Genomic DNA, 11,387 nt, shown 5'->3' with positions numbered 1-11,387 from the left:
GCGTCCGGGGACGTGGTGATGCACCGCTTCCGCGCGGGAGGCGGCAGGGCCGTTCCTTCGCCGCGCCGGCCGGCGGTGGGCGTGGCGGCGGCGCGCAAGGCGGCAGTGCCGCAATCCTGGTCCCGCTCAGCGCGGAGGTCCGGGAGTGCGGGGCGCGTGCGGTCGGGCCGCGTGCCCGCCCGCTCCCGGGCAGGGTCGCCGCCATGGCACGGTCAGGGCCTTTGCAGGCCGCGCCGGGGCAGCGGCTCCGACATGACGATCGAAGTGCGTGTCTCGCCATAGCCGTTGATAGTGCCGATGAATTGTTCCAATTCGGCGATGTCGGCCGCCACCACGCGCAGCAGGTAGGAGTCGGCCCCCGTGACGTGCAGGCATTCGAGCACTTGCGGCGAGCGGCCGAGCAGGTCGAGCAGCTTGCGCTTTTGGGGTTGCGGAGCTGTGATGCCGATCACCGCCTGGATGCCGTAGCCGGCAGCGGCAGGCGAGATGTCGGCGTGGTAGCCGCGGATGATGCCGGCCTCCTCGAGCTTGCGCACGCGCTCGGCCGCCGCCGGGATCGACAGGCCGGCGGCCGCCGCGGCGGTTTTCAACGGGCAGCGCGCGTCGGCCTGCAGGACGCCCAGCAGGCGCCAGGACTTGTCATCGATTTCGGGCTGTTTCGGCTTCATGGCGGATCGCCGGAAAAAATTCAGGCCAAACCGTAGTTTTGCCTAAAAATGGCGATTCATGTTGAAAGTGGCGTTCGCTAGACTGGCCGCATGGACATGACGAACCCGATATTGTTTGCCAAGGCCGCGCTGATCGGCCTGTCGATCGCCGCGCCGGTCGGCCCGATCGGCCTGCTCTGCATCCAGCGGACCTTGGAGCAGGGGCCGCGGGCCGGCCTGGCGGCCGGCCTTGGCGCGGCCAGTGCGGATGCGCTCTATGGCGCGCTGGGGGCCTGGGGCGTGAGCGCGCTGATCGCGCTGCTGTCCGGCGCGCGCGTGGCGCTGGGCCTGGGCGGCGCCCTGTTCCTGCTATGGCTGGCGTGGGGAACCTGGCGAGGAGGCGCCGGCGCGGGCGGTGCGGTGGCGCGGCCGGGGCGTGGGCGGCCCCTGGGGATTTTTGCGGCCACCTTCGCGCTGACGCTGGCCAATCCGGCCACCATCCTTTCCTTCGTGGCCATCTTCTCGACGCTGGCCGCCGCCGTCGGTGCGGCCTCGCCCGCGTGGATGGTGGCCGGGGTGTTCGCCGGCTCGGCGGCCTGGTGGCTGGTGCTGGTGGCGTGCGTGGCGCGGCTGCGCCACGCGGTCAGCCCGGCCCGGATGCGCTGGATCCGGCGCGGTTCGGCGCTGGTGCTGGGCGGCTTCGCGGCGCTCCAGCTGGTGGTGCTGGCGCGCGGCCTGGCCGGCTGACCGGCTGCTGACCGGCTGGCCGGCCAAGGTGGCCTGCGCCGGCCCGCGCCGGATCATGCCGGCTGCTTGCCGGCGTCCAGGTCGCGGTGGTACTGCGTGTGACGGTACAAGCCGTACAGGCTGGTGGCGGTGAAGCCGAGCTGCTGGACGAACAGCCCGTAGGTGCCGGTGACCAGTGCGAAGGCGCTCCAGACCAGGTTGGAACACAGATAGGAGATCCAGCCCCAGCGCGAGGCCTTGTTGTGCAGCGCGACCAGCAGCGAACCGCTCATGGCCAGCGCGCAGCCGGACCACTCGAGCCCGTTGAGCAGATTGGGAAAGACTTGCTGGGCAAGCTCCATGGTGACTGTCTCCTCGATTATTTTGTGTTCATATTTTGCATACAAAATTGCATGCAATCGGCCGCGACTTTAGCGCGGAACGGTGCCGCGACGCAAGCGCCACCGGTGATGAGGAAGGGCGGGGCGCGCGGATGCTGTGGCGCCGGAGGCGCTGTGCTGCTAATATACGAAACGTTATAAATCGTATATACCCAACCTGCCATGGGCATCGTCAAGATCTCGGACGCCATGCACGCGTCCCTGCGCCAGGCCAGCGGCGCACTGAGCCGTTCCGTCAACGCCCAGGCGGAGCACTGGCTCCGCATCGGCATGCTGGCCGAACTCAATCCGACCCTGAGCTATGCCGAGATCTGCCGCATGCTGGTCGAGGCGGAAGCCGAGGGCGGCACCGCGGCGGACGGCGCCGGCGAAGCGAGGGCGGCGTGATGGTGCGTTCCGCGCGGGTTCCTCTCCATCCCCCCTCCGCCGTTGCCATGGCACGCCGGGCCGGCGGGCTCGCGGCCCAGGTGCTGGCAGCCGTCGCGCCGCGGGTCAAGGCGGGCGCGACGACCGACGACCTGGACCGTTTCTGCCACGACTACATCGTCGAGGTCCTGCAGGCCCGGCCCGCCAATGTCGGCTACCACGGCTATCCGAAGACCTTGTGCGCCTCGGTCAACCACGTGGTCTGCCACGGCATTCCCTCCGGGCAGGTGCTGAAGGACGGCGATATCGTCAACCTCGACATCGCCATCGAGAAGGACGGCTGGTACGGCGACACCAGCCGCATGTTCATCGTGGGCCAGCCAAGCGCGCTGGCGCAGCGCCTGGTCCGCACCACGCTGGAGGCGATGATGGCCGGCATCGAGGCGGTGCGCCCGGGCGCGACCCTGGGCGACATCGGCCATGCGATCCAGTCGGTGGCGCGGCGCGAGGGTTTCGGCGTGGTGCGCGAATACTGCGGCCACGGCATCGGGCGGATCTACCACGACGAGCCCCAGGTGCTGCACTACGGCCGTCCCGGCACCGGCCTGCGGCTTTCTCCCGGCATGATCTTCACCATCGAGCCGATGCTCAACGCCGGCCGGGCGGAGACGCAGCAGTTGTCCGACGGCTGGACGGTGGTGACGCGGGACCGTTCCCTGTCCGCCCAGTGGGAGCATATGGTGGTGGTGACGCGGGACGGCTACGAGATCCTGACACCGTGGCCCGACGCGGTCGAAGCGGGCCCGGCGGCGCAGCCGCCCGGTGACCTGTCCCTGCCGGCAGCGGGCTGAGCGCGCCGCGCATGCCTGCTAAGCGGCCTCGTCGCACATCGGCACGCGGATGGTCACGGCCAGGCCGCCGCCGCTGCGGTTGGCGGCTTGCATGGTGCCGCCATGGGCCGCCACCGCGCGGCTGGCGATGGCCAGGCCCAGGCCGAAGCCTTCGCGCTGCCCGTCGTGCGCCTGCACGAAGGGCTCGAACATCGTCTTCAGCGCCTCCGGCGGCACGCCAGGCCCGCGGTCGCTGACCGTGATGGCGTAGGTCTGCGTGGCGGCATCGCGTGTGAAGCGGACCTCCACCGGCACGCCTTCGGCGCTCACATGCAGCGCATTGCGTACCACGTTCTCGATGGCCCGGCGCAGCAGTTCCGGGTTGCCGCGCATCAGCGCGGCGGGCGCCTCGCCGGTGCCGCCCAGCGCGGCGCCGCTTTCCAGCAGGATCGCCTTGCCGCTCGCGGAGCCCTCGAAGCCGGCATCCTCGACCACGGCGGCGCACAGCGCGCGCGGATCGAAATAGGCGTCCAGCTCCAGGCTGCCGTGCTCGATGCGCGACAGGGTCAGCAGCTCGCCGACCAGGGTGTTCAGGCGTTCGGCCTCGCGCTCGATGCGTGCCAGCGCGCCGGCGGTCCTGGCGGGATCCTGCCGCGCCAGGTCGACCGCCACGTGCAGGCGCGCCAGCGGCGAGCGCAGTTCGTGCGAAACGTTGTGCAGCAGGCGCTCGCGTTCGGCGATCAGGCCCTGGATGCGCTCGGCCATCTGGTCGAAGTCGCGCGCGAGATCGGCCACCTCGTCGCGGCGGCTGCCCACGGCGGGCGCCGCGCGCTCACCCAGGTCGCCGGCGGCGAAACGGTCGAAGGCGCGGCTCAGGCGCCGGATCGGCGAGGTCAGGTACCACGCCAGCAGGGCGCTGAAGGCCAGGCTGCCGAGCAGGCAGGAGATCAGCAGCTCGGGCGGCGGGCCGGGGTCGCCCTCGTAGGGCAGGCCCTCGACGGTCTCGCGGTACTGCAGCCGGTAGCGCCGTCCGTCGGGCGCGGCGGCGCGGATGGTGGCTTGCGGGGCCAGCAGTTCGCCGCGTTCCACCGTGACCGCGCCGGGCGCGGGCGGCGACGGGGCCTGCGCCGGAGTCTCCGACGGGGCTGGCGTCTCGTCTTCCTGCACCGAGAAATGGCGGCGCTGGTCAGGGCCGAGCGTGGCCAGCCAGCGCGATAGCGCATCCGTGCCGCCCAGGGACAGCGTGGTGGCCGCGCTGCGCACCACGGCTTCGCTGGTGCGCGCGGCCAGCGCACCGAGCGCGGCATCCTGCGGCGGGTGCGCGCGCTGCAGCGTGAACCACAGGCCGGTGCCGCCGGCGACGGCGACCAGCGTCAGCCAGAAGCCGAGCAGGATCTTCCAGAACAAGCGTCCCATGGGCATGTGCGCTCCGCGCGGGTCGTGGACGGGCGGCCGCTCAGGCCACCGGCCGGGATTCGAGCCGGTAGCCGAAACCCCACACCGTGGCGATCAGATGATCGGGGCCGCCGGCCGCCGCCAGCTTCTGCCGCAGCTTGCCGATGTGCACGTCGACGCTGCGGTCGTAGGCTTCGCGCGCGCGGCCCAGGATGCGCTCGGAGAGCTCGTCCTTGGAGATGGCGCGGTCGACGTTGCGCAGCAGGTATTCGAGCAGGTTGAACTCGGTCACGGTCAGTTCCAGCAAGGTGTCGGCGAAGCGGGCGATGCGCTGCGCCGGCTGCAGGACCACGCCGGCCGCCGCCAGCTGGTCCGCCGGCCCCGTGCCCTGGCCCTGTCCCTGCCCCTGTCCCGTTCCCGGCATGCCGCCGCCGTGCTGCGTGCGGCGCAGCACGGCACGCAGCCGCGCCACCAGCTCGCGCGGATAGCAGGGTTTGGGCAGGTAGTCGTCCGCGCCCAGTTCCAGGCCCACCACGCGGTCCACGTCGCTGCCCTTGGCGGTGAGCATGAGCACGGGCACGGCGGCGCGCTGGCGGATCGCGCGCAGCACGTCGATGCCGCTCATGCGCGGCAGCATGATGTCGAGCACCACGGCGTCGTAGGCGCCGCTCACGGCGGCCTCGGTGCCGGCTTCGCCGTTGCCGCATACCGTGACCTCGAAGCCTTCGGCTCCCAGGTATTCGGCCAGCATGGCACACAGTTCGGCGTCGTCGTCGATGAGCAGGATCTTCACATTCGGGTCTCGTCAGGGGGCCGTTCATATGGCCCCCATGCGGCGCCATTATGGGTGGCGGCCCGGGCGCCGGCAATGCGCCGTGACCTGCCGTCACCCGCCTTTACACCTTCTTTACACCTTGCTTGCCGGCTGCTTACCCCTGCGACGGCGCGCTCTCGGGACAATCTGGCCATGGCGCACGATCGCGCGCAGACCGGAGTCAAGGCATGATATTCCCGTCCGGGCCGGGTGGCCGGCGCGGCACCCGCGAGCCCTCGCATCGCGGCCCAGCATTCCTCGTCGGGCACCGCCCCGAAGTGCTTCCCCAATCCCTGCCGCAGCGCGGGCACCCGCGCCGTACCGGGGGGCTGGCCGTGGCCCTGTGCCTGGCCGCCGCGCTGGCCGCCTGCGGCCGCCAGGCGCCACCGCCACAGGCCGCCGCCGTGCCCGAGGTCAGCGTGGTGACCGTGCGCGCGGCGCCGGCCGCCGTGACCAGCGAGCTGCCGGGCCGCGTGTCCGCCGTGCAGAGCGCCGAGGTGCGGCCGCAGATCAGCGGCATCGTGCGCCAGCGCCGCTTCACCGAGGGCGCCATGGTCAAGGCGGGCGACGTGCTGTACGAGATCGACGATGCGACCTACCGTACCGCTGTCGACAACGCCAGCGGCACGCTGACCCAGGCCGAGGCCACGCTGGCCACCGCCCAGGCCAAGGCCGAGCGCTATGCCGGCCTGCTCAAGATCCAGGGCGTGAGCCGCCAGGACTACGACGACGCGGTGGCCAGCGCCAAGTCGGCCGCCGGCGCCGTGGTGTCGGACCGCGCCGCGCTGCGCAGCGCCCGCATCGACCTGGAGCGCACCCGCATCCAGGCGCCGATCTCGGGGCGCATCGGCAAGTCGAGCGTGACCGCCGGCGCACTGGTGACCGCCAGCCAGGACAGCGCGCTGGCCACCATCAACGACCTCTCGGCCGTCTACGTCGACGTGACGCAGTCGAGCGCCGAGCTGCTGCGCCTCAAGAAGGAACTGGCCGCCGGCAGGCTGCGCCAGGCCGGCGATGGCGCCGAGGTCCGGCTGCGCCTGGAAGATGGCAGCCTCTACCCGCACGCGGGCCGGCTGGCCTTCACCGACGTCACGGTCTCCGAGACCACCGGCACCGTGACGCTGCGCGCCACCTTTCCCAATCCTGACGGCCTGCTGCTGCCGAACATGTACGTGCGCGCGCTGCTGCAGGAGGGGGTGGACGAGCAGGCCATCAAGGTGCCGCAGCTCGCGCTGGCGCGCGATGCCAAGGGCAATGCCTCGGTCAAGGTGGTCGACGCCGGCGGGCGCGTCGCGACCCGCGCCGTCACGGTGCGCGGTAACGCCGGGGCCGCCGGTAACGCCGGCAACGACGCGCTGGTCGCCGGCGGCCTCGCCAGCGGCGACAAGGTGCTGGTCGACAGCCTGCAGACGGTGCGCGACGGCATGCAGGTGAAGGCGGTGGAAGCCGCCGCCGCTACCGCCGCTACCGCCGCTGCCCCCGTCCGCCAGGACGCCGCGTCCGTGCCCGCCGCCAGCCCGGCCGCCGGCGCGGCCGCCACCGTCACCGCGGCGAGGTAAGCGATGGCCAGCTTCTTCATCGACCGTCCGGTCTTCGCCTGGGTCATCGCCCTGGTGATCGCGCTCGCCGGCGCGCTTTCGATCACCACCCTGCCGGTGGCGCAGTATCCCGACATCGCGCCTCCCTCCGTCTCGATCTCCGCCACCTATGCCGGCGCCTCCGCCAAGACCATCGAGGACAGCGTCACCCAGGTGATCGAGCAGAAGATGAAGGGCATCGACAACCTGCGCTACATGGCCTCGACCAGCGACTCGGCGGGCAATGCCAGGATCACGCTGACCTTCAATGCCGGCACCAACCCCGACATCGCCCAGGTGCAGGTGCAGAACAAGCTGCAGCTGGCCGAGCCGCTGCTGCCCACCGCGGTGCGCCAGCAGGGCGTGACGGTGACCAAGGCTTCGTCGAGCTTCCTGCTGATCGCCGGCTTTGTCTCCCGTACCGGCAAGCTCGGCCAGGCCGACCTCTCCGACTTTGTCGCCGCCCACGTGCAGGACCCGATCGCGCGCGTCGACGGCGTGGGCGACGTGCAGCTGTTCGGCGCGCAGTACGCCATGCGCATCTGGCTCGACCCGGCCAGGCTGCAGCAGTACGCGCTGGAGCCCGCCGACGTGACCAGTGCGCTGCAGGCGCAGAACACCCAGGTCTCGGCCGGCTCGGTGGGCGCCGCGCCGGCGCTGGCCGGCCAGCAGGTGCAGGCCACGGTGACGGCGCAGAGCCGGCTGCAGACCCCCGGGCAGTTCCGCCGCATCCTGCTGAAGACCAATAGCGACGGCTCGGAGGTGCGGCTGGCCGATGTGGCGCGCGTGGAGATCGGCAGCGAGAGCTATGACTCGGTGTCGCGCTTCAACGGCAAGCCGGCCACCGGGCTGGCCGTCAAGCAGGCCACCGGCGCCAACGCGCTGAAGACCGCCAACGCGGTCAAGGCGCGGCTGGCGCAGCTCGAGCTGCCCGCCGACGTCGAGGTGGTCTATCCCTACGACACCACGCCCTTCGTCAAGATCTCGATCGAGGAGGTGATCAAGACCCTGGCCGAGGCCATCGTGCTGGTGTTCCTGGTGATGTACCTGTTCCTGCAGAACCTGCGCGCCACCCTGATCCCGACCATCGCCGTGCCGGTGGTGCTGCTGGGTACCTTCGGCGTGCTGGCGGCGCTGGGCTTCTCGATCAACACGCTGACCATGTTCGGCATGGTGCTGGCGATCGGCCTGCTGGTGGACGATGCCATCGTGGTGGTGGAGAACGTCGAGCGGGTGATGACCGAGGAAGGCCTGTCGCCGCGCGAGGCCACACGCCGCTCGATGCCGCAGATCACCGGCGCGCTGGTCGGCATCGCCCTGGTGCTGGCCGCGGTATTCGTGCCGATGGCCTTCTTCGGCGGCTCGACCGGGGTGATCTACCGCCAGTTCTCCGTGACCATGGTCTCCGCCATGGCGCTGTCGGTGCTGGTGGCGCTGGTGCTGACGCCGGCGCTGTGCGCCACGCTGCTGCGCGCGCCGGCGCCGCACGCGGGCGGGCACGGTGGCGGTGACGGCGCGGGCGGCGGCTTCTTCGGCTGGTTCAACCGCGCCTTCGCGCGCGGTGCCGCCGGCTACCAGGGCGGCGTGCGCCGCGTGCTGACGCGCCCGCGCCGCTGGCTGGCCGTGTTCGCCGTGCTGGGCGCGGTGATGGTGGCGGCGCTGCTGCACCTGCCGACTTCCTTCCTGCCCGACGAGGACCAGGGCATCATCATGACCTCGGTGCAGCTCCCGGCCGGCGCCACCCAGGCGCGCAGCGTGGCGGCGCTCGAGCAGGTGGAGCGCTACTACCTGCAGCACGAGGCGGGCGCGGTCGAGTCGGTGTTCGGCGTGGCCGGCTTCAGCTTCGCCGGCAGCGGCGAGAACGTCGCCATGGCCTTCGTCAAGCTCAAGGACTGGAGCGCGCGCGGCGCCGGGCAGGGCGCGGCGGAGGTGGCGGCGCGCGCCAACCGCGCCTTTGCCGGCCTGCGCGACGCGCGCGTGTTCGCCATGATGCCGCCGGCGGTGCAGGGCCTGGGCAATGCCAGCGGCTTCGACCTGGAACTGCAGGACAGCGGCGGCCTCGGCCACGACAAGCTGGTGGCCGCGCGCGACGCGCTGCTGGCCGCCGCGGCCAAGGAGCCGGCGCTGGCCGGCGTGCGGGCCAACGGCCTCGACGATACGCCGCAGGTGCAGCTGTCGGTCGACTTCGCCAAGGCGGGCGCGCTGGGCGTTGCGGTGGCCGACGTCAACGATGTGCTGTCGACGGCCTGGGGCGGCGCCTACGTCAACGATTTCCTGCACGAGGGCCGCGTCAAGAAGGTCTACCTGCAGGGCGAGCCGTCCAGCCGCATGCAGCCCGCGGACATCGCCCAATGGTATGTGCGCAACAGCAGTGGCGGGATGGTGCCGTTCTCGGCCTTCGCCACGGCCGCCTGGACCTATGGCGCGCCCAGGCTGGAGCGCTACAACGGCCTGTCGTCGATCGAGATCGTCGGCAGCGCCGCGCCCGGGTACGCCAGCGGCGATGCCATGGCGGCACTGGAGCGCCTGGTCCAGCAGCTGCCCGCCGGCATCGGTGCCGAATGGACCGGCCTGTCCTACGAGGAGCGGCTGTCCGGCTCGCAGGCGCCGGCCCTGTACGCGGTATCCGTGCTGGTGGTCTTCCTGTGCCTGGCCGCGCTGTACGAGAGCTGGTCGATCCCGTTCTCGGTGATGCTGGTGGTGCCGCTGGGCGTGCTCGGCGCGCTGCTGGCGGCCACCCTGCGCGGACTCTCCAACGATGTCTATTTCCAGGTCGGCCTGCTCACCACCATCGGCCTGACGGCGAAGAACGCGATCCTCATCGTCGAGTTCGCCAAGGCCCGCCACGAAGCCGGCGAGGCGCTGCTGCCCGCCACGCTGGCGGCGGCGCGCATGCGCCTGCGCCCCATCCTGATGACCTCGCTGGCCTTCATCCTGGGCGTGGTGCCGCTGGCTGTCAGCCATGGTGCCGGCTCGGCCAGCCAGCACGCCATCGGCACCGGCGTCATCGGCGGCATGGCGGCCGCCACCGTGCTGGGGATCGTCTACGCCCCGCTGTTCTACACCCTCGTCGCCGGCTGGCTGGGGCGGCGGCGCGAGCGCGCCGCCACGGCCCAGGCGGCAGCGCGGATCGGATCATGACCATGCCCATGCCCACCAAGACCATCGAGCGAATCGTGCCCGCCGCGGCCGTCGTGCCCGTGGCGCCGGGGTACCGCCGCCACGCCGCGGCCGCGCTGGCCGCCGCGCTCCTGGCGCTGGCCGGCTGCACCACGCTGGCGCCGGCGTACCAGCAGCCCGAGAGCGCCGTGCCGTCGACGTTCCCAGCCGCCGCGGCCACCGCCACCGCCGCGCAGCAGCGCCTGATGCCGGCCGAGACGCCCTGGCAGGACTACTTCACCGACGCCAGGCTGCGCAAGCTGATCGCCATCGCGCTGGAGAACAACCGCGACCTGCGTGTCGCGGTGCTCCAAATCGAGAAGGCCCGCGCCGCCTACCGCATCCAGCGCGCCGCGCTGCTGCCGACCCTGTCGGCGGGCGGCAGCGGCACCGCCACGCGCACGCCGGCCGGCCTGTCGTCGAGCGGTGCCGCCACGGTTTCGCACGAGTACACCGCCACGCTGGGCACCTCCAGCTACGAGCTGGACCTGTTCGGCCGCGTGCGCAGCCTGAAGGACGCGGCGCTGGCCAGCTACCTGAACACGGAAGCGGCGCGCCGCGCGGCCCAGATCACGCTGGTGGCCAATGTCGCCAGCGCCTACCTGGCCTGGGCCTCCGACCGCGCGCTGGAGCGGCTGGCACAGGGCACGCTGGCCAGCCAGCAGGCTTCCTACGAGATCACGCGCGGCAGCGCCGCGCTGGGCACGGCTTCGGCCGTGGATGTGAAGCAGGCCGAGCAGTCGGTCGCTGCGGCCCAGGGCGATGTCGCCAGGTATGCCGCCCAGGTGGCGCAGGACGAGAACGCGCTGGCGCTGCTGCTGGGCGCGCCGGTGCCGGTGGAACTGGCGCCGCCGGCCGGCGTGGAAGCGGTGACGGCGGTCGCGGCGGGCAAGGAGATCGATGCCGGGCTGCCTTCCACGGTCCTGCTGGCGCGTCCCGACGTGGTGGAGGCGGAGCAGACCCTGCGCGGGGCCGATGCCGACATCGGTGCCGCGCGCGCCGCGCTGTTTCCCACCATCACGCTGACCGCGGCCGGCGGCACCGCCAGCGCCGGCCTGTCGAGCCTGTTCAAGGCGGGCACCGGCTACTGGAGCTTCGCGCCCAGCGTCAACCTGCCCATCTTCGACGGCGGCGCGCTGCGCGCCTCGCTGGAATCGGCCAAGGTGGCGCAGCGCATCGCCGTGGCGCAGTACCAGAAAGCGGTGCAGAACGCCTTCAAGGAGGTGGCCGACGCGCTCGCCGTGCGCGCCACCATGGCCGACCGGCGCACGGCGCAGCAGCGCCTGGTGGCGTCGGCGCAGGCGGCCTATGAGCTGTCGCTGGCGCGCTACCGCGCCGGCGTCGAGTCCTACACCACGGTGCTGACGTCGCAGCGCAGCTGGTACAGCGCGCAGCAGGACGACATCTCGCTGCAACTGGCGTGGCAGGACAACCTGGTCACGCTTTACCAGGTCCTGGGTGGTGGCGCATGA

10 protein-coding genes are annotated in these 11,387 nt (G+C 71.9%); 6 read left to right on the top strand and 4 right to left on the bottom strand.

Annotation, left to right across the window (positions count from 1 at the left end):
- Nucleotides 1-212: 212 nt before the first annotated feature.
- Entirely contained in the window at nucleotides 213-668 is a 456-nt protein-coding gene (locus tag BKK80_RS31305) for an Lrp/AsnC family transcriptional regulator (protein WP_071018637.1), read from the bottom strand.
- Between the two features lie 90 nt (nucleotides 669-758).
- Between BKK80_RS31305 and BKK80_RS31300 the strand changes: the two genes are divergently transcribed.
- Entirely contained in the window at nucleotides 759-1,394 is a 636-nt protein-coding gene (locus BKK80_RS31300; protein ID WP_197524054.1) for a LysE family transporter, read from the top strand.
- Nucleotides 1,395-1,447: 53 nt separating this feature from the next.
- On the opposite strand, the gene BKK80_RS31295 is transcribed toward BKK80_RS31300, so the two are convergent.
- Complete coding sequence (locus BKK80_RS31295) at nucleotides 1,448-1,735, bottom strand: nicotinamide mononucleotide transporter (RefSeq protein WP_071018639.1); 288 nt, start codon at nucleotides 1,733-1,735, stop codon at nucleotides 1,448-1,450.
- Between the two features lie 201 nt (nucleotides 1,736-1,936).
- On the opposite strand from BKK80_RS31295, the gene BKK80_RS31290 reads away from it, so the two are divergent.
- Nucleotides 1,937-2,161 carry a ParD-like family protein gene (locus tag BKK80_RS31290; protein ID WP_071018641.1) on the top strand — a complete coding sequence of 75 codons (225 nt, stop codon included), beginning with the start codon at nucleotides 1,937-1,939 and terminating at the stop codon, nucleotides 2,159-2,161.
- Entirely contained in the window at nucleotides 2,161-2,991 is an 831-nt protein-coding gene (gene map, locus BKK80_RS31285; RefSeq protein ID WP_071018643.1) for a type I methionyl aminopeptidase, read from the top strand. Before BKK80_RS31290 ends, map begins: the two co-directional genes overlap by 1 nt.
- An 18-nt stretch (nucleotides 2,992-3,009) precedes the next feature.
- On the opposite strand, the gene BKK80_RS31280 is transcribed toward map, so the two are convergent.
- Entirely contained in the window at nucleotides 3,010-4,386 is a 1,377-nt protein-coding gene (locus BKK80_RS31280) for an ATP-binding protein (protein WP_071073461.1), read from the bottom strand.
- A gap of 40 nt (nucleotides 4,387-4,426) precedes the next feature.
- Nucleotides 4,427-5,116 (bottom strand): response regulator transcription factor, encoded by a 690-nt coding sequence (locus BKK80_RS31275; protein ID WP_197524069.1) that lies wholly within the window; start codon nucleotides 5,114-5,116, stop codon nucleotides 4,427-4,429.
- 251 nt (nucleotides 5,117-5,367) lie between these two features.
- On the opposite strand from BKK80_RS31275, the gene BKK80_RS31270 reads away from it, so the two are divergent.
- Genes BKK80_RS31270 through BKK80_RS31260 form a run of 3 tightly spaced genes read left to right on the top strand, consistent with a single transcriptional unit; the run spans nucleotide 5,368 to nucleotide 11,387 of the window.
- Nucleotides 5,368-6,738, top strand: a complete 1,371-nt coding sequence (locus BKK80_RS31270; RefSeq protein WP_084545830.1) for an efflux RND transporter periplasmic adaptor subunit — start codon at nucleotides 5,368-5,370, stop codon at nucleotides 6,736-6,738.
- A 3-nt stretch (nucleotides 6,739-6,741) separates the two neighbouring features.
- On the top strand, nucleotides 6,742-9,897 hold the full coding sequence (locus BKK80_RS31265) for an efflux RND transporter permease subunit (protein ID WP_071072661.1): 3,156 nt from the start codon (nucleotides 6,742-6,744) through the stop codon (nucleotides 9,895-9,897).
- Entirely contained in the window at nucleotides 9,894-11,387 is a 1,494-nt protein-coding gene (locus BKK80_RS31260) for an efflux transporter outer membrane subunit (RefSeq protein ID WP_236903852.1), read from the top strand. Before BKK80_RS31265 ends, BKK80_RS31260 begins: the two co-directional genes overlap by 4 nt.

Source organism: Cupriavidus malaysiensis, from assembly GCF_001854325.1.
GTDB lineage: Bacteria > Pseudomonadota > Gammaproteobacteria > Burkholderiales > Burkholderiaceae > Cupriavidus > Cupriavidus malaysiensis.
Note: the sequence above shows the minus strand (reverse complement) of the source record. Positions and strands in the feature narration are given on the sequence as shown.

What these genes read in the sequence shown, in the direction of transcription:
- BKK80_RS31270 (WP_084545830.1), top strand. Translation starts at nt 5,368, where the DNA reads ATGATATTCCCGTCCGGGCCGGGTGGCCGGCGCGGCACCCGCGAGCCC.
- BKK80_RS31290 (WP_071018641.1), top strand. Translation starts at nt 1,937, where the DNA reads ATGGGCATCGTCAAGATCTCGGACGCCATGCACGCGTCCCTGCGCCAG.
- BKK80_RS31275 (WP_197524069.1), bottom strand. Translation starts at nt 5,116, where the DNA reads ATGCTGGCCGAATACCTGGGAGCCGAAGGCTTCGAGGTCACGGTATGC.
- BKK80_RS31265 (WP_071072661.1), top strand. Translation starts at nt 6,742, where the DNA reads ATGGCCAGCTTCTTCATCGACCGTCCGGTCTTCGCCTGGGTCATCGCC.
- BKK80_RS31280 (WP_071073461.1), bottom strand. Translation starts at nt 4,386, where the DNA reads ATGGGACGCTTGTTCTGGAAGATCCTGCTCGGCTTCTGGCTGACGCTG.
- map (WP_071018643.1), top strand. Translation starts at nt 2,161, where the DNA reads ATGGTGCGTTCCGCGCGGGTTCCTCTCCATCCCCCCTCCGCCGTTGCC.
- BKK80_RS31305 (WP_071018637.1), bottom strand. Translation starts at nt 668, where the DNA reads ATGAAGCCGAAACAGCCCGAAATCGATGACAAGTCCTGGCGCCTGCTG.
- BKK80_RS31295 (WP_071018639.1), bottom strand. Translation starts at nt 1,735, where the DNA reads ATGGAGCTTGCCCAGCAAGTCTTTCCCAATCTGCTCAACGGGCTCGAG.
- BKK80_RS31260 (WP_236903852.1), top strand. Translation starts at nt 9,894, where the DNA reads ATGACCATGCCCATGCCCACCAAGACCATCGAGCGAATCGTGCCCGCC.
- BKK80_RS31300 (WP_197524054.1), top strand. Translation starts at nt 759, where the DNA reads ATGGACATGACGAACCCGATATTGTTTGCCAAGGCCGCGCTGATCGGC.